Below are 13856 nucleotides of genomic sequence, written 5' to 3'. Positions count from 1 at the left end.
AGCTTGGTCCACTCCACCGCTTCCCGGTGCCGCATCGACAGCAGATAGGTCAGCCAGTTCGCCGTCCCGGTCGCACCCGCGTTATACGGGATCTCGCGACTGTCCGCCGCCCCGATCAACGTCAGCAGACGGCCAGACAACCGCTGGATCGCCACATGAACACGGCGGACTTCGCCGGTGATCTCGGCGTCCGAAAGTGTCCACAGGGGACCGGCGACCAACTCGGCGACATCCGCCTCCACCTGCGCCAACACCCCGTCCACGGAATCAACATTAGGACGTAGGTACGACATCTTCCAGAGGGTCAAGGTCACGAAAAAGTGCCACAACTAAGTCCACAAACGACAGTCGTCATCGTGCACCTACTCCTGACACACAGCGTCGGGAGTCAGTCGACGAGGCGTGACTCGAGGAGGGTCAGGCGGCCCAGATTGTGCGATTCTGTCCCCATCTGCCAGGTGTCCTGCCACTTCCCCACTCGACCCTCGTCGGCGAAGGAGAGCCAGACGACCTGCACCGCCTGCGCCACATCGGTGACATCCTGCTGGAGGGTCGAGGTCAGCGGGTCCTCGCCGGGAGCCAGCCGGGCCACGTTGTCGGTGATGACGTCGCCGTCGGCGAGCGTCCAGACGATGGTCACGTCGATCGCGGCGTACGCGGTGCAAGTGACGGTGCCGGTCAGGGCGCCGTCGACGGCCGAGAGGGACGGTTCGAGGTTCGGGCGTACGGCTCGGACCATGGCTTCCTGCGCCCGTTGGGCGGAAGCGTTGCTGGCCGCGGCCGCGCGGAGCGAGCCGAACGCGGCCACGGCCGCGAACACCCCGGCGGCCACCGTGCCCGCCGCCGACATGGCGCCGATCAGGGCGGTGTCGTTGCGTACGGCGATGAACGCTCCGAAGAGCACGACCAGGCCGACGGCGACCAACACCGAGAGCAGCCATTTGTTCCGAACCATGATCGGCAGGTTATCCGACGTCGCCTCGGGTGGCTTCCCACCAGGCCCGGCGAGCTGCCTTGTTCTCCTCGATCTGCTGGGCAAGCGCCGTCCCGGCAGTCAACGGTTCCCGGGCTGCTTGGCAGGCGGCTGCCGCCAGTTTCTCGGGCCACGCGGGACCGTCCGCGTACCAGCGATAGCTCTCCCAGTACTCACGATCGCCGTTCACCACCTCAAGAGTCGTCGACTGGACGGCGACCGGTTCACTGCTGAACACGTGCGTCACCGGCGTGCCGTCGTCGCCCTCGAAGTACATCTCTACCTTGGTATCCGACAGCACGCGCAGGCCGGTGAACCTCATGCTCTCCACCGGCGGAACGCTAGCCGAGGGAAACCGGTTTGGTGGGCCGGGACGAGGCACGTAGGTTCGGATCTTGTGATGGACAAGCTCGTGCCGGCCCGGCTGGGGACAAGTTACCGCTGGCTGCTGGCGTCGTCGTGGACGACCAACTTCGGCGACGGCATCGCCATGGCGGCCGGTCCGCTGCTGGTCGCCTCGCTGACCGACGAGCCGTTCCTCATCTCGGTCGCCGCGCTGCTGGGTTGGGCGCCGCCGCTCGTGTTCAGCCTGTACGCCGGGGTGCTGTCGGATCGGCACAATCGCCGCCGCATCGTGCTGACCGCCAACGCCGTACGCGTACTGATTCTGGCGGTGCTGGTGACGACGGTCGCCACCGGGACTGCGTCGGTCACCGTGGCACTGGCCGCGTTGGGTCTGCTGGCGACGGCGGAGGTCTTCGCCGACAACACGACGGCGACGTTGACACCGATGCTGGTCAGCCGGGACGACCTGGCCATCGCCAACTCCCGGATCCAGACCGGGTTCATCACGCTCAACCAGCTCGCCGGTCCCCCGCTGGGGGCGGCGTTGTTCGCGGCTGGCACGGCGTGGCCGTTCCTCGGGCAGACGCTCCTCGTGGTCGCCGGGACGCTGCTCGTCTCCCGGGTGGTCCTGCCGCCGCACGGCCGGGAAGCCAACCGCCCGAAAGCCCCCGCCCGGGAAGCCAACCGCCCGAAAGCCGCCGGCCCAGAAGCCAACCGCCCAGAAGCCAACCGCCCGAAAGCCGCCGCCCGAGAAGCCAACCGCCCGGAAGCCAACGGCCGGGAGGCCGCCGGTCGGCAAACCCGCGAGCTGCGCAAGGACCTGGCCGCCGGGTTCCGGTGGACGCTGTCCCACGCCGCTGTGCGTACCCTTGGCTTGACGATTTTGATCTTCAACGTGACCTTCGGCGCGGCCTGGAGCGTGCTGGTCCTCTACGCGCAGGATCGTCTCGGCCTGGGGTCGGTGGGTTTCGGCCTGATGACCACGGTGGGTGCGGTCGGCGGCCTGGTGGGGACAGGTCTGTACGGCTGGATCACGCGGCACGTGAGCCTGGGCGACATCATGCGGGTGGGGTTGATCATCGAGACCTTGACTCACCTCGGTCTGGCGCTGACCCGCTCGCCCTGGCTGGCCGCCGGAATCTTCTTCCTGTTCGGGGCGCACGCCTTCATCTGGGGCACCACCTCGATCACGGTACGCCAGCGCGCGGTCCCGACGGAGCTGCAAGGACGCGTCGGCGGCGTGTACACCATCTGCGTCTACGGCGGACTGGTGGTCGGGTCGGCGATCGGCGGTGTGCTGGCCACGAAGTACGGGGTGACCGCGCCGTTCTGGTTCGCCTTCGCGGGATCGGCCGTCTTCGTGGTCGCGTTGTGGCGGCAGGTCTCCCGGATCGCGCACGACGACGAGTCGCACAGCGAACGTCCATTGGAGACCGTCTCCGCCTGAGCGCGGCCTTTCGGGGCTTCCGGCGGCGCGAGCTCGGGTGTACCGTGAGCGCTCACAGTCCTCCGCCCAAGGAGTGCGAATGCGTAAGAATCCCCTGCTCAGCAGTGCTGTCTGCGTGTTGCTGTCGATCGCCGTCGCGACCCCCGCCGCCGCACACAGCCCCGGTACGCGGCTGTCGATGCTCGGCGCGGACGTCTCCAGCCTCGAACACTCCGAGGATCTCGGCGGCGCCTACTACTACGAGAACGGCAAGCAGGCCGACGCGCTGCAGATCCTGAAGTCGCACGGCGTGAACTACATCCGGCTGCGGGCCTGGGTGGACCCGTCGAACGGCTACAACGACAAGGCGAGCGTGCTCGAGATGGCCAAGCGCGCCCGCGCCAAGGGCATGAAGTTCTACCTGAACCTGCACTACTCCGACCGGTGGGCCGACGGCGCGCACCAGACCAAACCGGCGGCCTGGGCCGGGCACACCTTCGAGCAGCTTCAGTCCGATGTGTACGACTACACCTACGACATGTGCGTCAGCCTGAAACGGCAGGGCACGCCGGCCTCCATGATCTCGATCGGCAACGAGATCCAGTCCGGGATGCTATGGCCCGAGGGCAGCACCTGGGACTGGACCAAGCTCGGCGCGCTGCTCAAGCAGGGCTACGACGCGGTGAAGGCCTGCGACCGGCACGCCCTGGTGATGCTGCACCTGGCCGACGGCGGCGACAACAACCTCTACCGCACCTGGTTCGACAACGCGGTGGCGCACGGCGTCAAGTTCGACGTCATCGGCCTGTCGTACTACGGGATCTGGCACGGTCCGATCGCAGCGTTGCAGGCCAACATGAACGACGTCGCGGCCCGCTACGGCAAACCCGTCGTGGTCGCGGAGACGGCGTACCCCTGGACGCTCGGCTGGAACGACAACGAGGGCAACGTCTGCTGCTACGAGAGCCAGCTGCAGGAGGGCTACCCGGCCACGCCCGAGGGCCAGCGGGCCAACCTCCGCGACGTGCTCCAGGCCGTGCGTGACGTTCCCGGCGGCAAGGGCCTCGGCGCATTCTGGTGGGAGCCCACCTGGACCGCGGTCCCCGGCAACGGCTGGGACCCCGACAACCCGGCCAGCGGCGACAGCTGGGAGAACATGACCCTGTTCGACTTCGCGAGCCACGCGCTTCCCGCGATGTCCGAGTTCCGTCCCTGACATCACCTGGTACGCCTGAAGCAGCGCCCTGCTTCGGGCGTACCTGGTGGGGGTTGACCTGCATATGATCGTGCTGTGAGCCAGGCACCGCAGTCGAAGGCACCGCATCCGAAGTCGCGCGGCGCCGCCCGTCGCGCCCAGCGGACGGGGCCGACGATGGAGGACGTGGCACGGCTCGCCGGGGTGTCCCGCGGCACGGTCTCACGAGTCCTCAACGGGGGTCATGACGTGAGCGACGCCGCCGAGGCAGCGGTCCGGGAAGCCATGCGGGCGACCGGATACGTCGTCAACCATCACGCGCGCAGTCTGGTGACGCGGCGTACCAACGCCATCGCGTTCGTCTTGTCCGAACCGCATGAGCGGCTGTTCGAGGACCCCAACTTCAACACGCTGGCCCGAGCGGCGGCGCAGCAGGTCTCCGCCCGGGGCGCGTCACTCATGCTGATGGTCGCGGGCGACCGCGAGGAGCGCAACCGGATCTCCGCTTACCTACGCTCCGGCCACGTCGACGGGGTGTTGCTGGTGTCGACGCATCGGGGCGACCCCTTGGTGGAGGAACTCGCCGGCACGGCGCTGCCGGTCGTGGTGTGCGGCAAGCCGCTGGACCACACCTCGGACTTCCGCTTCGTGGCCGCCGACGATCGCGAAGGCGGCCGGCTCCTGACCCGCCACCTGCTCGACCTCGGCCGCCGGCGGATCGGCATCATCGCCGGGCCGCAGGACACCTCCGGCGGCGCGGACCGACTGCTCGGCTTCCAGGACGTCCTCGGCGACCGGTTCGACCCGGCGCTCGTCGCGCCCGCGGCGGAATACAGCCTGGCCGCGGGGGAAGCCGCGATGCAGGCGCTGCTGGCCGCTGCGTCCGATGTGGACGCCGTGTTCGCGGCGTCGGACCTGCTCGCAGCCGGTGCGCTGGCCGCGTTGCGGGACGCCGGACGACGCGTACCGGGGGATGTGGCGCTCGGCGGCTTCGACGACTCGGTCATCGCGAGATCGACGGTGCCCTCGCTGACGACCGTACGCCAGCCGGTGGAAGAGGTCGGCCGGGAACTCGTCCGGGTGCTGTTCGACCTGCTCGACGGGCGTACGCCCGACTCGGTGACCGTGCCGGTCTCGCTCGTCCGCCGCGCCTCTGCCTAGCCTGCTCCCGCTGCTCCCGCTGCTCCCGCCGCGCTTTCGCTTTCGCTGCTCTTTCGCTTTCGCGGCGCGCTTTTTGGGCGGCAGATCACGGATATGCATGCTTCAGCGGGCTGTTTTGGCCTGCGCATCCGTGATCTGGTGGTATGCGACGGCGGCCCCGGCAGGCGGGCGGGCAGCGGGCGGGCGCGCGGGCGTCAGCGGCGGGCGGCGGGCGGCGGGCGGCGGTCAGCGGGTTCGGGAGGGGCGCTCGGAGCGGGCGGCCCAACGGCCGTCCTGATGCGTGACCGTGATGGGGTGGCTGAACGCGGCCGACACCGTCTCGGTGGTGATCGCCGAATCCACCGGACCGGACGCCACGACGCGGCCCGACGCGAGCAACGCCGCATGGGTGGTCGTCTCGGGCAACTCCTCCAGGTGATGGGTCACCAGCACGGTCGCCACGGCCGGCCGCTCCACGGCGAGCCGGTCGATGATCTCGAGCAGCTGCTCCCGGGCGGCGACGTCCAACCCGGTGCACGGCTCGTCTAGCAGCAGCAGCTCCGGCTCGGCGACCAGCGCCCGTGCGATCAACGCCCGGCCCCGCTCGCCCTGCGACAACGTCGGCCATTCGGCCTCGATCCGGGCGGTGAGCCCCAGATCCTCCATCAACTCGTACGCCCGATCGGACTGCTCCGGAGTGGGCTTCCAGCGCGAGGGCACCTCGATCGTGCCGGTGACACCGGTGAGGACCACCTCGGCGACGGTCAACGGAGACCGCAGCGGATGCCGGGGGTTGACGTGACCGATCCGGCGCCGCAACGACTGCAGCTCGACCCGGCCGAGCTGCTCGCCGAGCACATGCACCGACCCGGTGGTCGGGTGGCTGACCGCACCGCAGAAGCCGAGCACGGTGCTCTTGCCCGCGCCGTTCGGCCCGAGCAGCGCCCAGTGCTCGCCCTGGCCGACACTGAGCGAGATCCCGTGCAGGATCTCCTTGCCGTCCCGGCGGAAGGTGACGTCCTGCAACGACAGCACTGCGCTCATGCAGGCACCGTAACGGGACGGGCGGGACCAGCGCCGGAGTCCCCGCCCTGGTCCCGCCTGGTGGTCTGTCAGTTGTGCAGGTCGCGGACGGCGTACCGGTCGGCGGGGTGCCAGCCGAGCAGGACCCGGGCGCGCTCGCCGCTGACCGCCTGGTCCAGGGCCAGCGCGTCGGCGAAGGGCTCGCCGAGGGTGGCTGCGGCGTCGGGGCGCAGCCAGAGTTCGGCCCGCCCGATGCCACCGGCCGCCAGGTCGGTCGCGGCGGCCAAGGCGGCCACCGACACCGCCGGCTCGTCGACGCCGTGGAGCAGCGTGCCTGCCGGGGCGGACTCGACGGCGAGCGCGTACAGGTCGGCGAGGTCGTCGACGTGCACCATCGGCCACCGCGTCGCCGGGCTGCCGAAGTAGCGGCCGACTCCGTGCTTGCGAGCGAGGTTCAGCAGCAGCGCCGGGATGCCGCCGTCGCGTCCGTAGACGATGCCCGGCCGGATCACGACGGACCGTACGCCCCGGTCCGCGGCCGCCAGCACCTGCTGCTCGATGAGCGGCCGATAGGAGACGATCGGCAGCGGGTTCGTCGGCGCGCTCTCGTCCACCGGCTCCCGGCCGGTCTGGCCCAGCACCCAGATGCCGCTCGTCTGCACCAGTACGCGCCCGGCCAGCGCGTCGATCAGCGCCGCAGTGGCCGCCTCGTCGGCAGCCTGGTCGCCGCTCGACGTGGCCGCGTTGATCACCGCGTCGATGTCGTCACCGATGGCGGCCGCGAGCGTCTCCGGCCGGGTCAGATCGCCGATCCGCACCTCGTACGCGCTGCCGGCAGCCGCTTCGCGGGTCAGCGCGACCACCTCGTGGCCCCGTTCCCGCAGCTTCCGGGCGACAGCCGAGCCGATGTAGCCGGTCGTGCCGATCACCAGGACCTTCATGGCGTTCTCCTCTTTCTTGAGAATCTCAACGTTGAGATAATCGAACGTCGCCGACCCCTTGACGTCAAGTAGTTCAACGTTGAGATACTCGTCTCGTGAGCACCCGGAATAATCCGGCCCGGAAGCCGGCCACCGCCGACGACGCGGTCACCGCCGGAGCCGCCGACGCCGCCGACGCCGTCGATGCGGTCGATGCGGTCGATGCGGTCATCGGCCAGTGGGCCGCCGAACGCCCCGAGGTCGACGTGTCGCCGATTCAGATCGTCGGGCGCATCTCCCGGTTGTCGCGCCACTTCGAGCGGGAGCTGAAGACCCACTTCGCCGGCTTCGACCTCGAGCGGTGGGAGTTCGACGTGCTGGCGACGCTGCGCCGGTCCGGCAAGCCCTATGAACTCAGCGCCGGAGCGCTGCTCAAGATGGCGCTCGTGACGTCGGGCGCGATGACGAACCGCATCGACCGGCTGGAAGCCAAAGGGCTGGTCGAGCGCCGCAGCGACGCGGCCGATCGGCGTACGGTGCTGATCCGGCTCACGCCGCAGGGTCGCAAGACGGTCGACACGATCCTGGTCGGGCACATGGCGAACGAGGAACGGATGCTCGCCACGCTCACCGGCGATGAGCGACAGGAGCTGGAAGGCTTGCTGCGTAAGCTTCTGGTGGCCTTCGGCGATCTCCCCTAGCGGCGCGCGAACACCATTCCGCCGGGCAGTTCGGCGTACGGGCTGAGGGTCGACGTGGCCTCGACGGTGAACCCGGACTCCCGCAGCCAGTCCGCCACCCGCTCGGGCCGCCGCCGGTGAACGTGGACCTTCATCGGGTGCCCGCCGTAGCCTTCGGTCTTCAACCGGGAGCCGTCGCCGACGTGGAATCCCACCAGCACCGGCCCGCCCGGCCGCAGTACGCGCCGGAAGTGCGCGAACACCGTCGGGATCAGCTCGTCGGGGATGTGGATCAGCGACCAGAACGCGACCAGCCCGGCCACCGAGGCGTCGGCGAGCGGAAGCTCGGTCATCGACCCGACGGCGAACCGCAGTCCCGGATGTTCTCGCCGGGCCACCTCGATCATGCCGGGCGAGAGGTCGACGCCGAACGCGTCCACCCCCAGATTCCGCAGGTACGCCGTGACGAATCCCGGTCCACAGCCGACATCCGCGACCGGGCCGTCGCCGGCGGCGCGGACCAGCTCCGCGAAGAGCGTCAGCGCGCTGTTCAGGAAGGGCTTGCCGGCCAGCGAGTCCCGGACTTGATCGGCGTACGCCGCCGCCACGATGTCGTACGAGACGCGGGTGTCGGCCAGCCAGCCGTCGGTCGCCATGGCCACGACCCTAGCCCGCCGCGTACCGGCCGCTAGGTACTGGCTGCCCCATACCGGTCCGCGTACTGGCCGCCGCGCGCCGGTTCGGGCGCGCTCGATATTGGCACGCTCGAAAAGATAGACATTTAAAGTAAGCTTTCTTAATAATTGCGGGATGTGGAACGACTCGCTTCCCGCGCGCCGTGCTTCGGTGCGCTCCCCCCGGGGGCGGCTGTTGCTCGCCCTCGCCATCTCGCTGGCGACCACCCTGGTCACGGCGGTAGTCATCGCCCCCACCGGCCAGGCCGCCGAGACCAACGCGGTCGCCTGCACCGGGTACGCCGCCTGGGCCGAGGGCACCACGTACAAGGCCGGTGACAAGGTCACCTACTCCGCTCACCTCTACGAGGCGCTCGTCGGGCACACGGCGTACCCCGGGGCGGGGTGGAACCCGGCCGCGACCCCGTCGCTGTGGAAGGACCTGGGCGCCTGCTCGGGTTCGACGTCGAGCCCGTCGGCCTCGCCCACCTCCGCGTCGCCGTCGGCCTCCCCCAGCCGGACGACGTCGCCGACTACCTCCCCCAGCACGTCGCCGAGTCAGAGCACCTCACCGAGCCCGACACCGTCGTCCACCGGATCGACGTGCGCGGTCAAGTCCCGCCCCGCCGGCAAGGTGCTGCAGGGGTACTGGGAGAACTGGGACGGCGCTTCGAACGGCGTACACCCGGGACTGGGCTGGATCCCGATCACCGACTCGCGCATCGCCGCCCACGGCTACAACGTCATCAACGCGGCGTTCCCGGTGATCCGGTCGGACGGCACCGCGCTGTGGGAGAACGGCATGGACGCCGGAGTCAAGGTCTCGACCCCGGCCGAGATGTGCGCCGCCAAGGCGGCCGGCGCCACGCTCCTGCTCTCGATCGGCGGCGCGGCGGCGGGCATCGACCTCAGCTCGTCCACCGTGGCCGACCGGTTCGTCGCGACGATCGTGCCGATCCTCAAGACGTACAACTTCGACGGGATCGACATCGACATCGAGACCGGGCTCACCGGCAGCGGCAGCATCAGCACGCTGTCGACGTCGCAGGCCAACCTCATCCGCATCATCGACGGCGTCCTCGCCGCGATGCCGGCCAACTTCGGCCTCACGATGGCGCCCGAGACGGCGTACGTGACCGGCGGCAGCGTCACCTACGGCTCGATCTGGGGCGCATACCTGCCGATCGTCAAGAAGTACGCCGACAACGGCCGGCTGTGGTGGCTGAACATGCAGTACTACAACGGCAGCATGTACGGCTGCTCGGGCGACTCCTACTCGGCCGGGACCGTGCAGGGCTTCACCGTGCAGACCCAGTGCCTCAACACCGGCCTGGTCATCCAGGGCACCACCATCCGGGTGCCCTACGACAAGCAGGTTCCCGGTCTGCCGGCGCAGTCCGGCGCGGGCGGCGGCTACATGGCCCCCTCGTCGGTCTCCCAGTGCTGGAACAGCGTCAGCGGGCTCAAGGGCCTGATGACCTGGTCCATCAACTGGGACGGCTCGAAGGGCTGGACCTTCGGCGACAACGTGAAGTCGCTGCAGGGACGCTGAGCTGCGAGCCGGGAGTCCTCCGAAGTGGAGGATTCCCGGCTTTGTCGGTGGGCCGTTCTACACTTCGGCCCCATGGCGATGGTGAGTTTCGTCGACGAGACGACCGCGGGCGAGCGCAGCACGGCGTGGCATCTGGAGATCTTCGAGGAGCGGCTGCCCCTGCGGGAGGTGATCCGCCGCCGGGTCTTCCAGGAGGTGGCCGAGCACAACGCGAAGGGCGGCGACGTCTTCCGCGGGCTCGTGCAGCCGACCGGCGCCGAGCGGACGCTCAACGGCTTCAAACTCACGCAGCCGCGCCGGGTCGACCCGGAGGAGCAGGTGGCCAAGGCACTGGAAGCGTTCTCTCGCAACGGTTTCGTCGTGCTGGTCGACGATCGTCAGGTCGAGGACCCGGAGGCGATGGTCGAGCTGTCTCGGGGCACGCAGATCACCTTCCTCAAGCTCGTGCCGCTGGTGGGTGGCTGATGCCGAATTACTATGACGAGCACGTGCGGCGCCTGGCCGAGCTGGCCCGCGCCGGTGACGTCGACGCTCTCGCCGATGAGACGGTCGCCTGGTCGGCCACCGTCGCCACCCGTCGCGAGCGCGGCAGCGACGGGCGGGTGGACGTGCGGCGGTCGCTGCGCCTGCTCGACGACAGTCGCCAGCCGAGCCTGCTGACCTCGCTGCTCGACCGGTCCGCCGGGCTGTCCGACGCCGGCCAGCGCGGAATCCTCGCCGCGATGCTCGACGAGTTGGTCAAGCCGTTCACGGTCAGCAAGGAACCCGACGACGCCGAGATCGCCCTCGCCTTCTGCGCCCGGCACATCACCTACTTCGGCGGCGACCTGCTGCGGGAACTCGCCAACCGCGTACTCGAGGCGGGGCGGCCGCTGCCGCTCGACGCGCTCGCCGTCATCCGGCGCTCGGCGGTCCACGGCTATTGGAACGACGCTCACGAGTTGGCACCGCTGCTCGGCAAGCTGACCGATCTGCCGGCGATCAACGTCGGGGAGCCGTGGGCCGATCGGGCGCTCGCCGACGTCGCCGCGCTGCCGACGGCCGAGGCGGAGCACTGGCACGCGCTGTTCGTCCACGCGGCCACCGCCACCAGCGCCAGGCCCTCGGCCAAGTGGGAGACCGCCGCCCACAAGCTCCTCGGCGAGCTGGCTGAGCCCGGCGTTCGACTGCGGGAGTGGCTGAGTCTGGTCGGCCGGGCCCGGTCGATCCGGCTCGCCCGATCGCAGTGGGAGCACGATGTCAACGAGTCCTTCGACCCGCACAACGCGACCGTGCTGCGTGGCCTGATCTGGCTGCTGGCCGTCGGCGACGCCGCCGAGCATCCGGAGACGGCTCGCGTGCTGGGCGGGCTGGTGGAGACGGCGCTGAAGAAGGCGCCCGGGATCGGTCCCCGCAATCCGAAGGTCGCCAACGCCTCGGTCTACGCGTTGTCCCGGATCCAATCCGATGACACGCTGGCCCAGATCGCTCGGTTGGCCTCCCGGGTCACCTACAAGGGCACGCTCAAGGAACTCAACGCGGCGCTCGACAACCGGGCGAAAGCGCTCAACCTCACCCGTGACGAGGTCGAAGAGCTGGCCGTGCCGACCTACGGCCTGACCGGCGTCGGCGTACGCGTGGAGCGGTTCGGCGACGCGACGGCCACTTTGGACGCCGCCACCGGGACGGTCAGCTGGCTCAACGCCGCCGGGAAGGCGGTGAAGTCCCCGCCCGCCGCCGTGAAGACGGACTACGCCGAGGAACTGGCCGAGTTCAAGGCCGCCGTCAAGGACGTCGACAAGATGCTGTCGGCCCAGGCCGAGCGCCTCGACCGCCAGTTCCTCGCCCAGCGGGTGTGGCCGTTCGACGCGTGGCGCGAACGCTACCTCGACCATCCCTTGGTCGGAACGCTGGCGCGACGCCTGATCTGGCTGGTCGACGACATCGCTTGCGCATTCACGGACGGCTCTCTGCGTACCCTTGAGGGAAAGCCGGTCACCGGCGAGAGCGTGCGCCTGTGGCACCCGATCGACCGGGACGTGGACGAGGTGCTGGCGTGGCGCGCGTGGCTGGAGACGCGGCGCGTGACCCAGCCGTTCAAGCAGGCCCACCGCGAGGTCTATGTGCTGACCGCCGCCGAGGAGAACACGCGGGTCTACTCCAACCGGTTCGCCGCGCACATCCTGCGGCAGCACCAGTTCCATGCGCTGGCCGCGGCCCGAGGCTGGCGCAACAAGCTGCGGATGATGGTCGACGACACCTACGAACCCGCGTGTCGTGAGCTGCCGCAGTGGGGTCTGCGCGCGGAGTTCTGGATCGAGGGCGCCGGGGAGGACTGGCAGACCGACACGACCGAGTCCGGGGCGTACCTGCGGCTCGCCACCGACCAGGTGCGGTTCTATCCCGTCGTCGCGCCGGCCAACCACGCGCACGCCGGTGGCGGTGGCTATGAACAGTGGGTGCATCAGGAGGAGCAGCCGACCGACCCCCTGCCGCTGGCCGACATTCCGGCGCTGGTGCTCAGCGAGGTGCTGCGCGACGTCGACCTGTTCGTCGGGGTGGCCAGCGTCGGCAACGATCCGACCTGGTCCGACGGCGGACCGGACGGGCGGTTCCGGGAGTACTGGGAGTCCTTCAGCTTCGGCGAGCTCAGCGGCACCGCGCAGACTCGTCGCGAGATGCTCGAACGGCTCGTGCCACGGCTGGCCATCGCCGAGCGCGCGCACGTCGAAGGCCGGTTCCTCGTCGTGCGCGGCGATCTGCGCAGCTACAAGATCCACCTCGGCTCCGGCAACATCCTGATGACGCCGAACGACCAGTACCTCTGCATCGTGCCGAAGCAGTCGCCGGGTGCGCCGACCGACGTGTTCCTGCCGTTCGAGGGCGATCGGGTGCTGGCCGTCATCCTCAGCAAGGCGCTGATGCTGGCCAAGGACACCACGATCACCGATCCGACCATCACCCGACAGCTCGCGTTGCGCTGATGGAAGATCAGCTTGATCGCCTGCTGGCGAACGCACCGATGCCGGCTGTCGCACTGACGGTCTTCGACGCCGATACCGTGCTCTACCAGCGCGTACGCGGGGTGGCTGATCGCACCACCGGCCGCCCCGTCACCGCCGACGACTGGTGGGACCTGGCCAGCCTGACGAAGACGCTGGTCACCCTGCCGGAGGTGCTGTCGCGGTTCGACCTCGACGCGCCGCTGCCGGAGGTATGGCCGGAGTCCGCGGGCCATCCGGTCGCCACGGCGACGGTACGCCAGATGCTGTGCCACACCGCCGGATTGCCCGCGACCGTTCCCTTCTATCGCGGCGGACCCGGCATCGTCGAGCGCGCGTTGGCCACCCCGCTCGAACGTCCACCTGGGACGGACGCGGTCTACAGCGACCTCGGCTTCCTGCTGCTCGGCGCGGCCCTCGGCCCGGACCTGCCCAAGCTGGCCGCCGCGCGCTCCGGATTGCGATTCGGCCCGCTCCCCCCTGATTCGGCTGTCGCCACTGAACATTGCGAGTGGCGGCAACGGATCGTCGTCGGCGAGGCCCACGACGAGAACGCGTACGCGATGGGCGGAGTGGCCGGGCACGCCGGGGCGTTCGGCACGATGGACCTCGTCACGGCGGCCGCCCGAGCCTGGTTCTCCGACGGCGTCGTAAGCCCGGAACTGCACTACGCGGCCCGGCAGCGCTGGTCGGCGAACGCCGACGGGGAGCGGTTCGGGCTCGGCTGGTGGCTGCCCCCGACGCGGGGACTCGGCGGGCCGCGTCCGGGTCCCGGCGCGTACGGCTGCTCGGGGTTCGTCGGCCACCGCATCTGGTTCGAGCCGGCGTACGGGTATGGGGTGGTGATCCTCAGCAACCGGATCCACCCGCATCGGGATACCCGGCCGGCCTTCGACGCGTGGTGCGATCAGGTGCTGGGTTTCCTCAGCGGCCGACCCTGACTTTGC

The 13856-nt window shown here is 69.8% G+C and carries 14 protein-coding genes; 8 read left to right on the top strand and 6 right to left on the bottom strand.

Annotated features, from left to right (window positions below):
* The 3 genes from AB0M47_RS27115 to AB0M47_RS27105 form a co-directional block, all read right to left on the bottom strand.
* On the bottom strand, nucleotides 1-263 hold a 263-nt coding region (locus AB0M47_RS27115), incomplete at its 3' end, for a hypothetical protein (RefSeq protein WP_363418957.1).
* Nucleotides 264-388: 125 nt separating this feature from the next.
* A complete protein-coding gene (locus AB0M47_RS27110) occupies nucleotides 389-955 on the bottom strand; it encodes a hypothetical protein (RefSeq protein WP_363418955.1) in 567 nt (188 codons plus the stop codon).
* A 10-nt stretch (nucleotides 956-965) separates the two neighbouring features.
* Nucleotides 966-1304 (bottom strand): hypothetical protein, encoded by a 339-nt coding sequence (locus tag AB0M47_RS27105; protein WP_363418953.1) that lies wholly within the window; start codon nucleotides 1302-1304, stop codon nucleotides 966-968.
* 69 nt (nucleotides 1305-1373) lie between these two features.
* Between AB0M47_RS27105 and AB0M47_RS27100 the strand changes: the two genes are divergently transcribed.
* The 3 genes from AB0M47_RS27100 to AB0M47_RS27090 all read left to right on the top strand — a co-directional run bounded on the left by AB0M47_RS27100 (nucleotide 1374) and on the right by AB0M47_RS27090 (nucleotide 5100).
* The gene (locus tag AB0M47_RS27100; RefSeq protein WP_363418952.1) at nucleotides 1374-2765 is read left to right on the top strand and encodes an MFS transporter; all 1392 of its coding nucleotides are present in this window, start codon (nucleotides 1374-1376) and stop codon (nucleotides 2763-2765) included.
* Between the two features lie 79 nt (nucleotides 2766-2844).
* Nucleotides 2845-3960: an arabinogalactan endo-1,4-beta-galactosidase gene (locus AB0M47_RS27095; RefSeq protein ID WP_363418950.1), complete on the top strand. Its 1116-nt coding sequence runs from the start codon at nucleotides 2845-2847 to the stop codon at nucleotides 3958-3960.
* A 75-nt stretch (nucleotides 3961-4035) separates the two neighbouring features.
* Entirely contained in the window at nucleotides 4036-5100 is a 1065-nt protein-coding gene (locus tag AB0M47_RS27090; RefSeq protein WP_363418948.1) for a LacI family DNA-binding transcriptional regulator, read from the top strand.
* Nucleotides 5101-5325: 225 nt separating this feature from the next.
* On the opposite strand, the gene AB0M47_RS27085 is transcribed toward AB0M47_RS27090, so the two are convergent.
* Together AB0M47_RS27085 and AB0M47_RS27080 are read right to left on the bottom strand one after the other, a co-directional pair.
* Complete coding sequence (locus AB0M47_RS27085) at nucleotides 5326-6123, bottom strand: ATP-binding cassette domain-containing protein (RefSeq protein WP_363418946.1); 798 nt, start codon at nucleotides 6121-6123, stop codon at nucleotides 5326-5328.
* A gap of 68 nt (nucleotides 6124-6191) precedes the next feature.
* Nucleotides 6192-7043 (bottom strand): NAD-dependent epimerase/dehydratase family protein, encoded by an 852-nt coding sequence (locus tag AB0M47_RS27080; RefSeq protein WP_363418944.1) that lies wholly within the window; start codon nucleotides 7041-7043, stop codon nucleotides 6192-6194.
* A 95-nt stretch (nucleotides 7044-7138) separates the two neighbouring features.
* Here AB0M47_RS27080 and AB0M47_RS27075 point away from each other — a divergent pair, with 95 nt between their 5' ends.
* Complete coding sequence (locus AB0M47_RS27075) at nucleotides 7139-7723, top strand: MarR family transcriptional regulator (protein ID WP_363418942.1); 585 nt, start codon at nucleotides 7139-7141, stop codon at nucleotides 7721-7723.
* Here the strand turns inward: AB0M47_RS27075 and AB0M47_RS27070 are convergent.
* The gene (locus tag AB0M47_RS27070; RefSeq protein WP_363418941.1) at nucleotides 7720-8358 is read right to left on the bottom strand and encodes a class I SAM-dependent methyltransferase; all 639 of its coding nucleotides are present in this window, start codon (nucleotides 8356-8358) and stop codon (nucleotides 7720-7722) included. The two genes, AB0M47_RS27075 and AB0M47_RS27070, sit on opposite strands and share 4 nt — an antisense overlap.
* Nucleotides 8359-8623: 265 nt before the next feature.
* Here AB0M47_RS27070 and AB0M47_RS27065 point away from each other — a divergent pair, with 265 nt between their 5' ends.
* The 4 genes from AB0M47_RS27065 to AB0M47_RS27050 all read left to right on the top strand — a co-directional run bounded on the left by AB0M47_RS27065 (nucleotide 8624) and on the right by AB0M47_RS27050 (nucleotide 13850).
* Nucleotides 8624-9928: a glycosyl hydrolase family 18 protein gene (locus tag AB0M47_RS27065; protein WP_363418963.1), complete on the top strand. Its 1305-nt coding sequence runs from the start codon at nucleotides 8624-8626 to the stop codon at nucleotides 9926-9928.
* A gap of 72 nt (nucleotides 9929-10000) precedes the next feature.
* A complete protein-coding gene (locus AB0M47_RS27060) occupies nucleotides 10001-10393 on the top strand; it encodes a hypothetical protein (RefSeq protein ID WP_363418940.1) in 393 nt (130 codons plus the stop codon).
* Complete coding sequence (locus tag AB0M47_RS27055) at nucleotides 10393-12891, top strand: DUF4132 domain-containing protein (protein ID WP_363418939.1); 2499 nt, start codon at nucleotides 10393-10395, stop codon at nucleotides 12889-12891. The genes AB0M47_RS27060 and AB0M47_RS27055 overlap by 1 nt, the downstream gene beginning before the upstream one ends.
* Nucleotides 12891-13850, top strand: coding sequence for a serine hydrolase domain-containing protein (locus AB0M47_RS27050; protein ID WP_363418937.1), 960 nt, complete (start codon nucleotides 12891-12893; stop codon nucleotides 13848-13850). Before AB0M47_RS27055 ends, AB0M47_RS27050 begins: the two co-directional genes overlap by 1 nt.
* Nucleotides 13851-13856 lie beyond the last annotated feature (6 nt).

Source organism: Hamadaea sp. NPDC051192 (assembly GCF_040682475.1).
Lineage (GTDB): Bacteria > Actinomycetota > Actinomycetes > Mycobacteriales > Micromonosporaceae > Hamadaea > Hamadaea flava.
This window is presented reverse-complemented; position numbering and strand designations above follow the sequence as displayed.

Excerpts from the sequence above, each read along its gene's own strand:
- AB0M47_RS27050 (WP_363418937.1), top strand. The coding sequence starts at position 12,891 with ATGGAAGATCAGCTTGATCGCCTGCTGGCGAACGCACCGATGCCGGCT.
- AB0M47_RS27095 (WP_363418950.1), top strand. The coding sequence starts at position 2,845 with ATGCGTAAGAATCCCCTGCTCAGCAGTGCTGTCTGCGTGTTGCTGTCG.
- AB0M47_RS27070 (WP_363418941.1), bottom strand. The coding sequence starts at position 8,358 with ATGGCGACCGACGGCTGGCTGGCCGACACCCGCGTCTCGTACGACATC.
- AB0M47_RS27100 (WP_363418952.1), top strand. The coding sequence starts at position 1,374 with ATGGACAAGCTCGTGCCGGCCCGGCTGGGGACAAGTTACCGCTGGCTG.
- AB0M47_RS27110 (WP_363418955.1), bottom strand. The coding sequence starts at position 955 with ATGGTTCGGAACAAATGGCTGCTCTCGGTGTTGGTCGCCGTCGGCCTG.
- AB0M47_RS27060 (WP_363418940.1), top strand. The coding sequence starts at position 10,001 with ATGGCGATGGTGAGTTTCGTCGACGAGACGACCGCGGGCGAGCGCAGC.
- AB0M47_RS27055 (WP_363418939.1), top strand. The coding sequence starts at position 10,393 with ATGCCGAATTACTATGACGAGCACGTGCGGCGCCTGGCCGAGCTGGCC.
- AB0M47_RS27080 (WP_363418944.1), bottom strand. The coding sequence starts at position 7,043 with ATGAAGGTCCTGGTGATCGGCACGACCGGCTACATCGGCTCGGCTGTC.
- AB0M47_RS27085 (WP_363418946.1), bottom strand. The coding sequence starts at position 6,123 with ATGAGCGCAGTGCTGTCGTTGCAGGACGTCACCTTCCGCCGGGACGGC.